Genomic DNA, 15,496 nt, shown 5'->3' on the forward strand with positions numbered 1-15,496 from the left:
TGAAGAGGGCATCATGCGTCAGTTCAAGTTGAGTCGCCGATCGATGGCGTCCGCCGTCGCGATTGCGCTTGTCACGGTTGTGGCGGGTGCATCGGCTGCGCATGCCCGCGACTTTTTTTCCTCGTTCTTCGGCGGCATCATGAACGACAACGCGCATCCAAGCCCGCCGCCATCGATGCCGTTCGTTTCCCCGTTCGGTGACGCGCAGCCGTCGCCGGGCAGACGGGTCAATATCTATGGCGGAAGCTATGGATCGACGTCCTACTGCGTGCGGACCTGCGATGGCCGATACTTCCCGGTCGCCGCATCTGAAGGACAGACCAAGGCCGAAGCCTGCAAGAGTTTCTGTCCGGCCTCCGAGACGAAAATTTTCTACGGCGGATCGATCGATCACGCGTCGAGCGAAACCGGAAAGTCCTATTCGGATCTTCCGAACGCATTTCGCTATCGTAAGGAATTGATCGCGGGCTGCACCTGCAACGGCAAGGACCCGGCGGGACTGGCCTCGGTCAAGATCGAAGACGATCCGACCCTGCGCAAGGGCGATATCGTTGCCGGCGCCGATGGCTTGATGATCGCAGGCAGCAGCCGCCGCAGCGCTGCGCTCAATTTCACGCCGGCGCCGAAATCCGTTCGTGCGAAATTCGAACGTCTGCCGGTCGTCGCGGCGCAGTAGTTCGCGGGATGTGTTCTCTGTTCCCGGACGGGAACCAAATCTCAATGTGATCGTTGGATTTGCAGGGACACGGGACGAGTTTCTCGCTCCCTGCTTTTCGATTGCATGAGGGGTTACCATGTCTTTGCTTATCAGCGTCCTGATCACGTTCCTCGTCGTTATTCTGGTTCTTTACCTTGTCAATCTGCTGCCGATCGACGGCCGCGCAAAGCAGATCGTCCGCGCCATCGTCATCATCATCGGCATCATCTCGATTCTGAAATATCTCGCGGTGTTCTAGCGCCGGCGGCGCAGGCTGCGACGAAGTTCGCACCTCAAACAAAAAGCCCCGGCATTGCCGGGGCTTTTTGCTGCTTGTTTGTTGCGGCTACTTCAGCGTCTTGAACCAGTCGTCCACGTCCTTGTGGATCTGATCCTTGGCGAAGCCGTAGCGCTGCTGGAGCTTGCCTTCGAGCTGCTCGCGGCGGCCTTCGATGACATCGAGATCGTCATCGGTCAGCTTGCCCCATTTTTCCTTCGCAGCACCCTTGAACTGCTTCCAGTTACCTTCAACGCGGTTCCAATCCATCGATCATCTCCTCTGTGAATGTGATCGATAACGTCATGCACCGGCAACTGTTCCGCCAATGACGCCTTTGTTAAGCGGCCTTCACGCTGCCGAGGAACACGCGAACCTCGCTCTGCAACTCGTTGGACTGTTGCGACAGTCGCCCGGCTGCGCCGAGCACTTTCTCTGCCGCAGAGCCGGTATCGGTCGCAGCCTGTCGCACGCCCCCGATGTTGGCGGTCACTTCGGCGGTGCCGGCAGATGCGCGTTGCACGTTCTGCGCGATTTCCTTGGTTGCGACAGATTGTTCCTCCACCGCGGCAGCGATGGCGGCGGAGATCTTGCTGATGTCGTCGATCGTCGTTCCGATGCCCTGGACCGCAGCGACCGCGTCGCGCGTGGCGATCTGGATCTGGTTCACCAGCGATGAAATCTCCTCGGTCGCCTGAGCGGTCTGGGTGGCGAGGCTCTTCACTTCGGTTGCAACCACGGCAAACCCGCGCCCCGCGTCACCCGCCCGTGCGGCTTCGATCGTGGCGTTGAGGGCGAGCAGGTTGGTCTGCGATGCAATGGTCTGGATCAGCGTGACCACTTCGCCGATCTTCTGGGCGCCTTCGGCCAGCGTCTGAACGGTCTGGTCGGTGCGCTTGGCGTCAGCCACCGCGGTGCTTGCGATGGTTGCCGATTGGGTGACCTGACGGCTGATTTCACCGATCGACGACGAGAGTTCTTCCGCTGCTGCGGCGACCGATTCGACGTTCAGCGATGCGGTTTCCGCAGCGGAGGCAACGGCGGTCGACTGCTGGTTGGTCTCCTCGGCGGTCGCCGACATCGATTGGGCGGTCATCTGCATGTCGCTCGACGCCGTCGACAGAAGCTGAACGAGATTGCCGACTTTCGTCTCGAACTCCAGGGTCAGCCGCTCCATCTGCGCGGCGCGACGTTCCTTGGCGGAACGTTCGTTGCGCTGTTCGGCTTCCAGTCTCTCGCGCTCGATGCCGTTCTGCTTGAAGATCTGCACCGCGCGGGCCATGTCGCCGATTTCGTCCTGCCGGTCGATGTTCGGCACCTCAGCCTTGTAATCCTGCTCGGCAAGGCGCGTCACGACGGCGCCAAGCTGCGTCAGCGGGGCGACCACGCGGCGGCTGAACACGAAATAGAGGATCGCGATGAAGGTGACGGCCGACAGGATGGTCATGACCTGGGCGATGAAGCCCATCCAGCGCGCGCGGGACTGTGCGCTTTCCGTCTCCAGTCTGGCGCGGGTGTTCATCTTGGTCTGGAATTCGTCGAGCGGCTGCACGATCACAGCCTTGTTGCGATCGTAGTTCGCGTCGAACATCAGCTTGCGGGCCTGCTCGAGGTCGCCCTTCTGCACCGCTGCCATGGCGGCTTCCTCGATCTTGATGAGGGCATCCGAGTTGGCCTTCGCTTTTTCGATCAGGTCCAGTTCTGCCTTTGGCGCGCCGAGCTGGGTCAGGCGCTGAACGACGCGATCACGTGTCTTGGTTTGGTTCACCTCGCGCCAGTAGGCGTCGTGGTGCTTCTTCTCTCCGAAGATGGTGTAGCGGCGCGCTTCGTTGGTCAGGAGGTCCGAGCCGGCTGCGAGATCGTCGCCCAGCTGCTTGAACTCGGCCTGCCGGGAGACTGCCTGTCGTTCGGATTCGATGCTGGCGTCCGCAAGCCAGAGACTGGCGCCGGTGATTGCGGCCAGTCCGACGGCGACCATAGAAGACAGCTTCGTGGCAAGCGATGCACGCATCGATTTCTTCTTCCTTGTTTGAAAGCCTGCATTCGCGCAGGGAAGGGCGGGATCATCTCAGAGTGGCAGACGCGCCGCCTGCCACCGAATCGATCATTCACGACGCGCTGTTAAGATGGCGTAAACCGTAAAACGCATTGGTGATAAGGTCCGCTCAAACAAAAACCCCGGCGCAAGGCCGGGGTTTTCGTCATGAAAGTGTCGTGGTGTCAGCCCGCGAGCTTCGCTTCCTTGCGTCGTGCGTGCAGGATGAACTCGGTGTAGCCGTTCGGCTGCTCGCGGCCCTTGAAGATCAGATCGCTGGCGGCCTGGAAGGCGACGCCGTCGAATTTCGGCGCCATCGGCTTGTAAAGCGCATCGCCGGCGTTCTGCTTGTCCACGATTGCGGCCATGCGCTTCAGGGATTCCATCACCTGATCCCGGGTGACGACGCCCTGATGCAACCAGTTGGCGAGGTGCTGCGCCGAGATGCGCAGCGTGGCGCGGTCTTCCATCAGGCCGACATCGTGAATGTCCGGCACCTTGGAGCAGCCGACGCCCTGATCGATCCAGCGCACGACATAGCCGAGAATGCCCTGGCAGTTGTTGTCGATCTCCTGCTTGACGTCGTCCGGCGCCCAGTTCGACTGCGACACCGGAATCGTCAGGACGTCCGACAGCTTCGCCTTCGCCCGGCTCTTCAGTTCCTTCTGCCGTGCGCCGACATCGACCTGATGATAGTGCAGCGCGTGCAGCGTCGCGGCCGTGGGCGAGGGCACCCAGGCGGTGGATGCGCCGGCCTGCGGGTGCGCGATCTTCTGCGTCAGCATGTCGGCCATTTTGTCGGGGGCTGCCCACATGCCCTTGCCGACCTGGGCGTGACCCGGCAGGCCGTTGGCCAGACCGATGTCCACGTTCCAGTCCTCGTAGGCCTTGATCCAGGGCTGCGCCTTCATGTCGTTCTTGCGGATCATCGGACCCGCTTCCATCGACGTATGGATTTCGTCGCCGGTGCGATCCAGGAATCCCGTGTTGATAAAGCAGATCCGCTGCGCGGCATTCTGGATGCAGGCCTGGAGGTTCACCGTGGTGCGGCGTTCCTCATCCATGATGCCGACCTTCATGGTGTTGGCTGCCATCGACAGCATCTTCTCGACGCGGCCGAACAGGTCGACCGTGAGCGCGACCTCATCCGGGCCATGCATCTTCGGCTTGACGATGTAGACCGAGCCGGCGCGGCTGTTCTTGACCTTGGTCTTGCCCTTCAGGTCGTGAAGCGCAAGCAGACCGGTCACGGCGGCATCGAGGATGCCTTCCGGAATTTCCTCACCCGAGCTGTCGAGCACCGCGTCGGTGTACATGTGGTGGCCGACGTTGCGGATCAGCATCATGCTGCGGCCGTGCAGGGTCACCTTGCCCTTCTCGTCGGCTGCGGTGTAGGTGCGGTCGGCATTGAGCGCGCGGGTCAGCGTCTTGCCGCCCTTCTCGAAGTCCGCCGACAGCGTGCCGTTCATCAGGCCGAGCACGTTGCGATAGACCAGAACCTTGTCGTCGGCATCGACGGCGGCGACCGAGTCTTCCATATCGAGAATGGTCGAGACCGCGGATTCCAGGATCATGTCGGCGACGCCGGCCGGATCGTCCTTGCCGATGGTGTTGTTGCGGTTGATCTGCACGTCGATGTGCATGCCGTTGTTGATCAGCAGGATCGACGTCGGAGAGGCGGCATCGCCCTGATAGCCCACGAGCTGGGCCTTGTTCTTGAGCGCGGTGGCATTGCCGCTCTTGAGCTTGGCGGCAAGCTGGCCGTGTTCGATGTGATAGGCGGTGACGTCGCTGTGGTTGCCGGTTGCGAGCGGCACGGCCTGATCCAGAAACGCCTTGGCCTTGGCGATGACCTTGTCGCCGCGCGCCTTGTTGTAACCCTTGCCGCCCTCTGACGGGTCGTGCGGGATGGCGTCGGTGCCGTAGAGCGCGTCATACAGGCTGCCCCAGCGCGCGTTCGCAGCGTTCAGGGAATAACGGGCATTGGTCAGCGGCACGACGAGCTGCGGTCCGAACATGCTGGCGAGTTCTTCATCGACATTCGCGGTCTGAACGTCCTTCGCCGCCGGCTCCGGCAGGAGGTAGCCGATCTCTTTCAGGAAGGCGGTGTAGGCGTCCATGTTGAACGCCTTGCCCTTGTTGGCCTTGTGCCAGTCGTCGATCTTGGCCTGCAGCGCGTCGCGGGTTTTGAGCAGGTCGCGCGTCCGCGGGGCGAGATCCTTGACGATTCCCGCGAGGCCCGCCCAAAAGGCGTCGGGCGCAATGCCGGTGCCGGCGGTCGCTTCCTTGGCAATAAAGTCGAACAGAACAGGAGCGATCTTCAAACCGCTGGCGTCGATGCGTTTCATGATAAATCTCACGGAAAACGGCGAAAAACGACGCCGTCTCAGGGCTTCAGGATGAATGGTGATTGCCGCTGGAAAGCGGCGTGGCGGGGAGGTTTTAACGCCAAAAACGGGCAAAAGAGAAGACCCTTCCCGGTCCGAAAGGCGTATGCCACGACCCCCGCCGGTATCGGGCGGGGCACAAGTTTCGCAGAGCAAAAGCGGCCGGTGGGGACCGCCGGGACCCTGCTCAGATATTGGCGGCGAGATCGTCGAGATCGCCGAAAAGCACGCCCGTATTCGCCAGCAATCGCTCGATCTCGTCGGCGCCCTCAGTGACTGAACGTGTCGAGGTGTCGATGGTCAGTTCGGCGTTGGCCGGCGGCTGATAGTCGTTGGCGATGCCGGTGAAGCTCGGCAGATTTCCCGCGCGCGCCTTGGCGTAGTGGCCTTTAGGATCGCGGCTTTCGCAAATCTCGGCCGGGGTTGCCACATAGACTTCGCGGAACAGATCGTCGGCGATGCGCCGTGCCTGTGCGCGGTCGTCGCTGGAGGGCGAGACCGCTGCGACGATGGCGATATGGCCGTTGCGCGCGAGATGCGTTGCCATCTCGGCGAGGCGGCGGATGTTCTCGGCGCGATCCTTCGGCGAGAATCCGAGATCGCCGTTGAGTCCTGCGCGCAAGGTGTCGCCGTCAAGCAGCAGCGGAGAGCCGCCGTGGCTGAACAGCTTGCGTTCGAGTGCGCGCGCCAGCGTTGACTTGCCCGAGCCGGGCAAGCCGGTCAGCCAGACCACCGCGCCGCCGTGGCCGTAACGCGCCGAGCGCTCTTCCGGGCGCAGCGCGGATTCGACCGGCACGATGTCGATGGGAATGGCGCGCTGTCCGGAATCGACGCTCAGCACGAGACCGCCGCCGGCGATGCGGCCGTTGATCTCGATCACGAGACGTCCGGTGCGCGGATTGTCCGTGTACGGATCGACAGCAACCGGCTTTGCCAGCGAAATATCGATCTCGCCGACATGGTTGCGCCCGATGGAGGACGTTTCGACGCTCGCGAGTTCGCCGGGATCGACCGCCTTGTCGATGGCGACGATCGTGGCGCGGGTTTCCATGGTGCCGAGCCGCACCAGAACCGATGCGCCGGGCTTTAAGGGGGCGTCGTGCAGCCAGAAGATGCGGGCGCGCAGGCGGCGGGTGTCGCGCGGCGCAGCCTTGACGTGGGCGATCACGTCGCCGCGTTCCAGAAACAGTTCACGATCGAGCGTGATGCCGACCGAACGGCCGGCACCTTGCCGCGTGGTCGCCGGTGTCTGCGGCCAGCTTTCAACGGACTTGACCTTGGCGACCTTGCCGGTGGGCATGATGACGATTTCGTCGCCGGTGCCGATGTGACCGGATTCGACGCGGCCTGCGACGATGCGGCGGTCGTCGAACTTGTAGATTGCCTGCACCGGCAGTCGTAATGCCAGCTCATCCAGCGCGCGCGCCGGGGTCAGTCCGTCGATGGCCTCGACCACGGTCGGGCCGCTATACCAGTTGATGTTGGCGGTGCGCTCCGTGACACCGTCGCCGTCGCGTGCGGAAATCGGCACGATGGCGGTGGGCGTAACGCCGAGGCCGATCAGATGCGCCGAAATCTCGTCGCTGATCTCCTTGAAACGCGCGGCGCTGTAATCGACGCGGTCCATCTTGTTGACCACAACGGCGACCTGTTTGACGCCCAGCAGATGTAGCAGATAGCCGTGGCGGCGGGTCTGGTCGCGCACGCCTTCCAGCGCATCGATGATGAGGATTGCGCCGTCAGCCTGCGATGCGCCGGTGATCATGTTGCGCAGGAATTCCGCATGGCCGGGCGCGTCGATCAGAACGACGTCGCGCGAGGGCGTGCGGAAGCGGATCTGCGTGGTGTCGATGGTGATGCCCTGGTCGCGTTCGGTCTGCAGTGCGTCCAAAAGAAACGACCATTCGAACGGCATGCCGCGCCGCGCGCTGACGGCCTGCAGCATCTCCAGCTTGCCGTCCGGGAGACTGCCGGTTTCATGCAGCAGGCGGCCGACCAGCGTGGATTTGCCGTGATCGACATGGCCGACGATGACGATACGGACCTGCGGGCGCGCGGTTACGCCGTTGGGTATCGTGGCGAGGGAAGCCGTTGGCACGATTTTGGAGACTGCGATGTTCATCGGGGCGCTCATCCAACGTCAGAGGTAACCGGCGACACGAAGCCGCTCGAAGGCATCTTCGGTTTCGTGGTCGAGTGCGCGACCGGCGCGCTCCGGCACTTTCGTGCCCTTCAACTCGGTCAGGATTTCATCGATATTCGAGGCGTTCGATACGACAGGATTGGTAATGTCCTGATCGCCCAGCGAGCGGTAGCGCTTTCCGTTGTTCGACAGGTAGAGCGGGATGATCGGAATATTCTCGCGCTGGGTGTAGGCCCAGATGTCTTCTTCGGTCCAATGCAGGATCGGATGGATGCGCAGATGCGCGCCCTGCGGCGGCGACGCATTGAAGTGATCCCAGAATTCCGGCGGCTGATCGCGGACATCCCAGCCGCCTTCAAGCCCGCGCGGCGAGAACACGCGCTCTTTCGCGCGGGTGGCCTCCTCGTCGCGGCGGATGCCGGCGATCAATCCGTCGAAGCCGTACTTGGCGAGTGCGAGCTTCAGGCCTTCCGTCTTGCGCGCGGCCGAGCGTGCGGCGGGCGGCAGCGTCGGATCGATTTCCTCGATCGGCGGGCAGAAATCGACTTTCAGATCGAGACCCCACTCCTTCGCGTACTGATCGCGGAAGGCGTACATCTCGGGGAATTTCTTTTGTGTGTCGACGTGCAGCGCGGGGAACGGCACCTTGCCGAAGAAAGCCTTGCGCGCCAGCCAGATCATCACGTTGGAATCTTTGCCGAGTGACCAGAGCAGCGCGAGCTTTTTCAGCCGGGCGAAGGCCTCGCGGAAAATATAGATGCTCTGCGCTTCGAGCTCGTCGAGATGATCCATCGAGGGCACGGACGATATCAACGGTGCGGCAGGCTGGGATGCCTGAGAATTCACCAATGAACTCGCCAAAGGATTTGCCAGAGAATTTGCCATGGGAATTACTCCGTCCCGGGCTGCGCCCGCAGGCTTTTGCTTGCGACAGATGCAGCGGCACTCAGACGGGGCTTTCGGCCATCCGGATGGGTCACGAGAAGAAGCATCTCTTTTGCGCTGCGTTTGTGGTACCAAATTCCAATTTTGCATCGCAGCGTAGAAGAAATAATTTTCTCTTTATGCCGCTTGCAAGATACATAAATAGAAAATAATTTCAGTCAACCCTGTAAATGGGGAAGCGGAGTTTCGCATGCGGTTCCTGCCGGTATTCCTTGATCTGCAAGCTGGACCAGTCGTTCTGGTCGGCGAGGGCGAGCTTGCGCAGGCCAAACTGCGCCTGCTGCTGGCGGCGGATGCGCGCGTGCGATGGTTCTCAACCGACGGACATCATGATCTTTCGCGGATCGATGCGGCACTGGCCGCGCGCGTCGAACGCGCTGATGGCGATCCGCTCACCGCCGATCTTTCCAACGTTATTGCCATTCTTTGCGCGGGCGCCGGTGAGACCGGCCACGCAGTGGCGGCGCGTGCGCGTTCGCTCGGCATTCCCGTCAATGTGATGGACGAGGTCGCGCATTCGACTTTCATCTTCCCGGCCATCGTCGATCGCGGCGATGTGGTCGTGGCGGTCGGCACCGGCGGTGCTTCACCTGTGGTTGCGCGCCGTGTGCGCGAACGGATCGAAACGCTGCTGCCGGCGCGCATCGGCGATCTCGCATCGTTCGCCGGGCGCTGGCGCGACGCCATCAAGGCGAAGCTTCCCGAAGTGGCGATGCGCCGGCTGTTCTGGGAGCGCGTCATCGACGGCCCGATCGGCGCGGACGTCCTCGCCGGGCGCGTTGACGACGCCGAGCGCAAGCTGAAATCGATTCACGACCCGGTGGCTTTCGCGGCGAGCGGTGGGGACGGCATCGTTACACTGGTCGGCGCAGGGCCGGGCGATCCGGATCTGCTCACCGTGAAGGCGCTTCGCGCGCTGCAGGACGCTGACGTGGTTTTCTACGACGATCTGGTATCGCCTGAAATTCTCGACCGTGCGCGCCGGGACGCAGCGCGGGTGCCGGTCGGCCGCCGTGTCGGCAAGCCCGGTATCGGCCAGGACAAGATTCATCGCCTTCTGATCGAGGCCGCGCAGTCCGGCAAGCGCGCGGTGCGGCTCAAGGGCGGCGATCCCTTCATCTTCGGGCGCGGCGGCGAGGAAATCGCCGCACTTCGCGCGGCGGGTGTCGCCTATGCAGTGATCCCCGGCATCACCGCTGGCCTTGGCGCTGCCGCAGAATCCGAAGTGCCGCTGACCTATCGGCAGGAGGCGCTGCGCATCACATTCCTCACCGCGCACAAGGCGGAAGATGCCGGCAATGTCGACTGGTCCGCGCTGACCGATACGAAAATGACCGTCGTGGTCTACATGGGCATGACGGCGGCGCCGACCATTCGTGAAGGCCTCCTCAAAGCGGGACGATCGCCCGACACGCCGGTCGGCGTGTTCGCGCGGGCGACGCGGCCGGATTCCAAGGCCGTGGTTGGCCAACTCCGCGACCTGCCATTACTCGCCGATCAGGTGAAGACCGGTCCCGCGATCCTGATCATTGGCGACGTCGTTTCCCGTTCCGCCCCATGGCGGAATGGAAATCTCCAAGCAACCCCCGATGACCTCATCTCTGACCTATTGATGGCTGCCGAATGACCTCACCCCTGCAACAGAAAATCAAGATCACCGGTCCCTCCATTGTCACGGCCAACCGCACCGGCGACGGCGCGGTGATTTACCGGACGCCCGCGCACCGATGGTCGGACAGATTGTCCGACGCCGCCATCGTGCGGACCGCAGACGATGCGCGCGCGCTGCTCGCGGAGTCGGTCGCTGATGATATCGGCGCGGTAGGCGCCTACATCGCGCCGGTGGAGATCGGTGAGGATGGCATCCGGCCCGGTAACCTGCGCGAGAAAATCCGCCAGCAGGGCGTCACCATCGATCTTCTCGTCTCGGCCTGAGCCGCGACACCTTAAGGCAATTGTTATGTACGCTTACGACGAACTCGACCGGACCATCGTCAACGAACGTGTTTCGGAGTTTCGCGATCAGGTCGCGCGCCGGTTGTCCGGCGAACTGACCGAGGACGAATTCAAGTCACTGCGGCTGATGAACGGCGTCTATCTGCAACTGCATGCCTACATGCTGCGGATCGCGATCCCCTACGGCACGCTGTCGTCGAAGCAGCTGCGGGCGCTGGCGCATGTCGCGCGCAAGTATGACCGCGGTTACGGCCATTTCACCACCCGGCAGAACATCCAGTACAACTGGATCAAGCTGGCCGAATTGCCCGATGCGCTGGCTGATCTCGCCAAGGTCGGCATTCACGGCATGCAGACCTCAGGCAATTGCATCCGCAACGTCACTTCCGATCAGTGGGCCGGTGTCGCGCCGGGTGAAGTCGAGGACCCGCGCATCTGGGCGGAAATTCTGCGCCAGTATTCGACGCTGCATCCGGAATTCTCGTTCCTGCCGCGCAAGTTCAAGTTCGCGATCACCGCGTCCGATCACGACCGCGCGGCCATCAAGGTTCATGACATCGGCCTGCGCATTCACCGGAACGCGGCGGGCGAGAGCGGCTTCGAGGTTCTGGTCGGCGGCGGTCTTGGCCGCACCCCGTTCATCGCCAAGACCATCAACGAATTCGTCAGTCACCGCGACATCCTGAGCTATGTCGAAGCAATTCTGCGCGTCTACAACCAGTACGGCCGCCGCGACAATATCTACAAGGCGCGCATCAAGATCCTGGTGCACGAGCTTGGCATCGAGAAATTCAAGCAGGAGGTCGAGGAGGAGTGGGTGCAGATGCGCGACGGCGCGCTGGCGCTCGACGCCGCCGAGGTTGAAGACATCCGCTCGCGCTTCTTCTATCCGAAGTACGAAAAGCTTGCTGACACGCCGGATGAGCTGAAGAAGGCGCTGCAGAATCCGAATTTCGAGGCCTGGTACAAGAACTCCGTCGCCGCGCATAAAGCGCCGGGCTACGGCATCGTGACGCTGTCGCTCAAGCCGGTCGGCGGGCCTCCAGGTGACGCCACCGCCGAGCAGATGGACGAGATTGCCGATCTGGCCGAGAAATATTCGTTCGGCGAAATCCGCGTCGGCCACGAACAGAATCTGGCGCTGCCGCATGTCGCCAGGCGCGATCTGCCTGCGCTGTGGCGCGCGCTCGACAAAATCGGCGTCGCGACCCCGAACGTGAATCTCGTCACCGACATTATTGCCTGCCCCGGCCTCGATTATTGCTCGCTGGCCAATGCCCGTTCGATCCCGATCGCGCAGGAAATCACCCGCCGGTTCGCCAATCCGGACACCGCGAACCTGATCGGTCGGCTGCACATCAATATCTCCGGCTGCATCAATGCCTGCGGCCATCACCACGTCGGCCACGTCGGCATTCTCGGCGTCGAGAAGAACGGCGAGGAATTTTACCAGATCACCATCGGCGGCCGCGCCGACGAGAACGCCGTTCTCGGTCATCTCGTCGGGCCTGCGGTGCCGTTCGATCAGGTGGCCGATGTGATCGAGGATATCGTCGAGGCCTATCTGGCGCTGCGCCAGCGCCCCGATGAACTGTTCGTCGATGCGGTGAAGCGTCTCGGCGTCGAGCCTTTCAAGGAGCGGGTCTATGCCACTCGTTAAGGGCAACACCGTCGTCGCCGACGACTACGTGCATCTGGCCGACGATGCGGAGCTTCCCGCTGACGGCGCAGTGCTGGTTTCGGCCGTGCGGTTTCTCGCCGATCCCGAGGCTGCGCTGTCGCGCAAGGACAAAACCGGCGTGATCTGGCCGAACAATCGCGATGTCGACGATCTGCTGCCGCATCTCGACCGACTGGCGGCGGTGGCGCTGGTGTTTCCGGTGTTCCGGGATGGTCGTGCCTACACCCAAGCGCGCCTGCTGCGCGAGCGCTTCAAGTTTCGCGGCGAATTGCGCGCCACCGGTCAGGTGCTGCGCGACCAGTTCGTGTTCATGTTGCGCGCCGGGTTCGATGCTTTCGAAGTGAAGAAGCAGAGCGACGCCGAGGCCTTCGTCAGCGTCGCGAAGCGTTATTCGGTTTTTTATCAGCCGACCGGCGACGGCCGCATCACCGCGTTTCACCGCCGGCTGATGCATCTGCCGGAAGGAGTGCGTTCATGACCACCGCTGCACCCTCATTCCTGTCGCAGACTCCCGCGAGTCCATCATCATCGCTGATCGTTGCGGAAGCTGCCGAGCTTGACCGCGCGCTTGCCAAGGCATCGCCGGGGGAAATCATCGCGGCTGCCGTGCGGCAAGTCGGTCGTGACAGGTTGGCTGTCGTGTCATCGTTCGGCACGGAATCCGCGGCGCTCCTGAAGATTGCAGCCGATGTCGATCCGGCGATTCCGGTGGTGTTTCTCGATACCGGCTGGCTGTTCGAGGAAACGCTGGCCTATCGCGATACGCTGACCAAGCTTCTCGGATTGACCGATGTGCGCACGATTCATCCGCTGAGCGATACGCTGGCGCGCGAGGACAAGGATCGAGATCTGTGGTTTTCGAATCCGGATCAGTGCTGCTTCATCCGCAAGGTGGAACCGCTGGCGCGCGCGCTGTCATCGTTCGACGGCTGGATCAACGGCCGCAAGCGGTTTCAGGGCGGCGACCGCGCCGCAATTCCCGTCGTCGAAGCTGACGGTGCGCGGCTGAAATTCAATCCGCTCGCCAATGTGTTGCAGGACGAATTGAAAGCGCTGTATGCGGCGATGGATCTTCCGCCGCATCCATTGGTCGCATCCGGGTTCAGCTCGATCGGGTGTATGCCTTGCACCAGCCGCACGCTCCCCGGCGAGGATCCGCGCGCGGGCCGTTGGCGCGACAGAGGCAAGACGGAGTGCGGTATTCACGTCACCAAAACCTCTTAAAATTTTGCCTTCTTGAAAATCGCGATTTCTTGGAACGTTTGTCCAGCAAGCTTGCTAAGAATGAAATCCGGTTTCGTTGACATAACCACGCGATTTCCAGAGTTTCACGCCTTCCCTGATGGCGATGATGCCGTCAGTTCGAATGGAGCTTGAAATGGTTCGCCCCAATCCTGTTATCGCCCGTCTCCTGGTGGCTGGAAGTTTGATCTGGGCTGGTTCTGCGCTTGCCGCGGATGTATCGCTGCTGAACGTGTCGTACGATCCGACGCGCGAGCTGTACTCCGATTTCAACAAGGCGTTCTCCGCCGCGTACCAGAAGGACACCGGCAAGAGCATCGAGATCAAGCAGTCGCATGGCGGATCGGGTTCGCAGGCGCGCTCGGTGATCGATGGTTTGAAGGCCGACGTGGTGACGCTGGCGCTCGCCTATGACATCGACGCCATCGCGGGCAAGAACCTGATCGCGAAAGACTGGCAGACAAAGCTGCCGCAGAATTCGTCGCCCTATACCTCGACCATCGTGTTCCTCGTGCGCAAGGGCAACCCCAAGGGCATCAAGGACTGGGACGATCTGGTGAAGAGCGGTGTGCAGGTTATCACGCCAAACCCCAAGACGTCGGGCGGCGCGCGCTGGAATTATCTCGCGGCGTGGGGCTACGGCCTCAAGAAGTTCGGCTCGCAGGACAAGGCCAAGGCATTCGTCGGCGACATTTTCAAGAACGTGCCGGTGCTGGACACGGGCGCGCGCGGCTCGACCGTGACATTCGTCGAGCGCGGTGTCGGTGACGTGCTGCTGGCGTGGGAGAACGAAGCCTTCCTTGCAGTGAAGGAATTCGGCAAGGACAAGTTCGAGATCGTGGCGCCACCGCTGTCGATCCTGGCCGAGCCGCCGATTGCGCTGGTGGATACGGTGGCCGACAGGAAAGGCACCCGTGCCGCGGCTGAAGCTTACCTGAAATACTGGTACACCAAGGAAGGCCAGGAAATCGCGGCGCGGAATTTCTACCGCCCCCGCGATGCCGCGGTCGGCGAGAAGTATGCAGACTCCTTTGCAAAGGTTAACCTTTTCACCATCGACGACGTGTTCGGCGGCTGGACCAAGGCGCAAAAGGAACACTTCGGTGAAGGCGGCGTTTTCGATCAGATCTACAAGAACTGAGGATCGAAGTTGTAGGTTAGGGCGCTCTCTGCCGTCATGCCCGGGCTTGTCCCGGGCATCCACGTCTTGGACGAAGAGGAAGACGTGGATGGCCGGAATAAATCCGGCCATGACGAACGAGGGTACAGGTTTTGGAGTTGGGGGGCATCGTGAGCGGAGGAACGGGACGACGACGGGCATTGCCGGGCTTTGGCCTCACCATGGGGCTGACGCTGACATGGCTGTCGATTATCGTTCTCATTCCGCTCGCGGGCCTTTTCCTCAAAACCTCTGAACTCAGCCTCGTCCAGTTCTGGGACATCCTCACCGCGCGCCGCACGCTTAACGCGCTGAGGATTTCGTTTGGCCTCGCGTTCCTGGCCGCGCTCGTCAATCTCGTGATGGGCATGATCATCGTCTGGGTGCTGGTGCGCTACCGGTTTCCCGGCCGACGCATCTTCGACGCCATCGTCGATATTCCCTTCGCGCTGCCGACTGCCGTGGCCGGTGTCGCGCTGACTGCGCTGTTCGCGCAAAAGGGCTGGCTCGGCGCGCCGCTGGCTGAGATGGGCATTAAAGTTGCTTTCACGCCGATCGGCATTTTCGTGGCGATGATCTTCATCGGGTTTCCGTTCGTGGTGCGCACGGTGCAGCCGGTGCTGATCGATCTGGAAATCGAGGTCGAGGAGGCGGCGGCAAGCCTCGGCGCGTCGCGCTGGGACATCATCCGGCGCGTGATCCTGCCGAGCCTGACGCCCGCGATCCTGACCGGCTTTGCGCTGGCGTTCGCCCGTGCTGTCGGTGAATACGGTTCGGTGATCTTCATCGCCGGCAATCTGCCGAACGTGTCGGAAATCGCGCCGCTTTTGATCGTGATCCGGCTGTCGGAATTCCGTTATGCGGATGCGACGGCGATTGCCGTGATCATGCTGATCGTCTCGTTCCTCATCATTTTCACCATCAATCGCATTCAACGCTGGGCGCAGACGCGCGGCGTTTCGGTTGCGGTCTAG

The 15,496-nt window shown here is 62.2% G+C and carries 14 protein-coding genes; 9 read left to right on the forward strand and 5 right to left on the reverse strand.

Annotated elements, in window-relative coordinates; genetic code table 11:
- Nucleotides 1–13 precede the first annotated feature (13 nt).
- Both HNQ36_RS12520 and HNQ36_RS12525 read left to right on the forward strand, forming a co-directional pair.
- Nucleotides 14–676 (forward strand): DUF2865 domain-containing protein, encoded by a 663-nt coding sequence (locus HNQ36_RS12520; protein WP_184085483.1) that lies wholly within the window; start codon nt 14–16, stop codon nt 674–676.
- Between the two features lie 118 nt (nt 677–794).
- The gene (locus HNQ36_RS12525; RefSeq protein WP_002714461.1) at nt 795–956 is read left to right on the forward strand and encodes a Thivi_2564 family membrane protein; all 162 of its coding nucleotides are present in this window, start codon (nt 795–797) and stop codon (nt 954–956) included.
- Between the two features lie 87 nt (nt 957–1,043).
- On the opposite strand, the gene HNQ36_RS12530 is transcribed toward HNQ36_RS12525, so the two are convergent.
- From HNQ36_RS12530 to cysD, 5 genes are all read right to left on the reverse strand, one after another.
- Nucleotides 1,044–1,244: a CsbD family protein gene (locus HNQ36_RS12530; RefSeq protein ID WP_019199909.1), complete on the reverse strand. Its 201-nt coding sequence runs from the start codon at nt 1,242–1,244 to the stop codon at nt 1,044–1,046.
- Nucleotides 1,245–1,314: 70 nt separating this feature from the next.
- A complete protein-coding gene (locus HNQ36_RS12535) occupies nt 1,315–2,985 on the reverse strand; it encodes a methyl-accepting chemotaxis protein (protein ID WP_184085485.1) in 1,671 nt (556 codons plus the stop codon).
- A 209-nt stretch (nt 2,986–3,194) separates the two neighbouring features.
- Nucleotides 3,195–5,357, reverse strand: a complete 2,163-nt coding sequence (locus tag HNQ36_RS12540; protein ID WP_184085487.1) for a malate synthase G — start codon at nt 5,355–5,357, stop codon at nt 3,195–3,197.
- A gap of 226 nt (nt 5,358–5,583) precedes the next feature.
- Complete coding sequence (gene cysC / locus HNQ36_RS12545; RefSeq protein ID WP_184085489.1) at nt 5,584–7,518, reverse strand: adenylyl-sulfate kinase; 1,935 nt, start codon at nt 7,516–7,518, stop codon at nt 5,584–5,586.
- A gap of 18 nt (nt 7,519–7,536) precedes the next feature.
- Nucleotides 7,537–8,331 carry a sulfate adenylyltransferase subunit CysD gene (gene cysD / locus HNQ36_RS12550; protein WP_046828694.1) on the reverse strand — a complete coding sequence of 265 codons (795 nt, stop codon included), beginning with the start codon at nt 8,329–8,331 and terminating at the stop codon, nt 7,537–7,539.
- A 343-nt stretch (nt 8,332–8,674) separates the two neighbouring features.
- Between cysD and cysG the strand changes: the two genes are divergently transcribed.
- From cysG to cysT, 7 genes are all read left to right on the forward strand, one after another.
- On the forward strand, nt 8,675–10,111 hold the full coding sequence (gene cysG, locus HNQ36_RS12555; protein ID WP_184085491.1) for a siroheme synthase CysG: 1,437 nt from the start codon (nt 8,675–8,677) through the stop codon (nt 10,109–10,111).
- Nucleotides 10,108–10,419, forward strand: coding sequence for a DUF2849 domain-containing protein (locus HNQ36_RS12560; protein ID WP_046828697.1), 312 nt, complete (start codon nt 10,108–10,110; stop codon nt 10,417–10,419). The genes cysG and HNQ36_RS12560 overlap by 4 nt, the downstream gene beginning before the upstream one ends.
- A 25-nt stretch (nt 10,420–10,444) precedes the next feature.
- Nucleotides 10,445–12,100: a nitrite/sulfite reductase gene (locus HNQ36_RS12565; RefSeq protein ID WP_184085493.1), complete on the forward strand. Its 1,656-nt coding sequence runs from the start codon at nt 10,445–10,447 to the stop codon at nt 12,098–12,100.
- On the forward strand, nt 12,087–12,599 hold the full coding sequence (locus tag HNQ36_RS12570) for a DUF934 domain-containing protein (protein ID WP_184085495.1): 513 nt from the start codon (nt 12,087–12,089) through the stop codon (nt 12,597–12,599). The genes HNQ36_RS12565 and HNQ36_RS12570 overlap by 14 nt, the downstream gene beginning before the upstream one ends.
- Complete coding sequence (locus HNQ36_RS12575; protein WP_184085497.1) at nt 12,596–13,345, forward strand: phosphoadenylyl-sulfate reductase; 750 nt, start codon at nt 12,596–12,598, stop codon at nt 13,343–13,345. Before HNQ36_RS12570 ends, HNQ36_RS12575 begins: the two co-directional genes overlap by 4 nt.
- 142 nt (nt 13,346–13,487) lie before the next feature.
- Nucleotides 13,488–14,504, forward strand: coding sequence for a sulfate ABC transporter substrate-binding protein (locus HNQ36_RS12580; protein WP_430641370.1), 1,017 nt, complete (start codon nt 13,488–13,490; stop codon nt 14,502–14,504).
- 149 nt (nt 14,505–14,653) lie between these two features.
- Nucleotides 14,654–15,496, forward strand: a complete 843-nt coding sequence (gene cysT, locus HNQ36_RS12585) for a sulfate ABC transporter permease subunit CysT (RefSeq protein ID WP_184085500.1) — start codon at nt 14,654–14,656, stop codon at nt 15,494–15,496.

Origin of the sequence: Afipia massiliensis, assembly GCF_014203115.1 — a bacterium.
GTDB lineage: Bacteria > Pseudomonadota > Alphaproteobacteria > Rhizobiales > Xanthobacteraceae > Afipia > Afipia massiliensis.

What these genes read in the sequence shown, in the direction of transcription:
- HNQ36_RS12530 (WP_019199909.1), bottom strand. Translation starts at nt 1,244, where the DNA reads ATGGATTGGAACCGCGTTGAAGGTAACTGGAAGCAGTTCAAGGGTGCT.
- HNQ36_RS12580 (WP_430641370.1), top strand. Translation starts at nt 13,488, where the DNA reads ATGGAGCTTGAAATGGTTCGCCCCAATCCTGTTATCGCCCGTCTCCTG.
- HNQ36_RS12540 (WP_184085487.1), bottom strand. Translation starts at nt 5,357, where the DNA reads ATGAAACGCATCGACGCCAGCGGTTTGAAGATCGCTCCTGTTCTGTTC.
- cysD (WP_046828694.1), bottom strand. Translation starts at nt 8,331, where the DNA reads ATGGATCATCTCGACGAGCTCGAAGCGCAGAGCATCTATATTTTCCGC.
- cysC (WP_184085489.1), bottom strand. Translation starts at nt 7,518, where the DNA reads ATGAACATCGCAGTCTCCAAAATCGTGCCAACGGCTTCCCTCGCCACG.
- HNQ36_RS12535 (WP_184085485.1), bottom strand. Translation starts at nt 2,985, where the DNA reads ATGCGTGCATCGCTTGCCACGAAGCTGTCTTCTATGGTCGCCGTCGGA.
- HNQ36_RS12525 (WP_002714461.1), top strand. Translation starts at nt 795, where the DNA reads ATGTCTTTGCTTATCAGCGTCCTGATCACGTTCCTCGTCGTTATTCTG.
- cysG (WP_184085491.1), top strand. Translation starts at nt 8,675, where the DNA reads ATGCGGTTCCTGCCGGTATTCCTTGATCTGCAAGCTGGACCAGTCGTT.
- HNQ36_RS12565 (WP_184085493.1), top strand. Translation starts at nt 10,445, where the DNA reads ATGTACGCTTACGACGAACTCGACCGGACCATCGTCAACGAACGTGTT.
- HNQ36_RS12520 (WP_184085483.1), top strand. Translation starts at nt 14, where the DNA reads ATGCGTCAGTTCAAGTTGAGTCGCCGATCGATGGCGTCCGCCGTCGCG.
- HNQ36_RS12570 (WP_184085495.1), top strand. Translation starts at nt 12,087, where the DNA reads ATGCCACTCGTTAAGGGCAACACCGTCGTCGCCGACGACTACGTGCAT.
- HNQ36_RS12560 (WP_046828697.1), top strand. Translation starts at nt 10,108, where the DNA reads ATGACCTCACCCCTGCAACAGAAAATCAAGATCACCGGTCCCTCCATT.
- HNQ36_RS12575 (WP_184085497.1), top strand. Translation starts at nt 12,596, where the DNA reads ATGACCACCGCTGCACCCTCATTCCTGTCGCAGACTCCCGCGAGTCCA.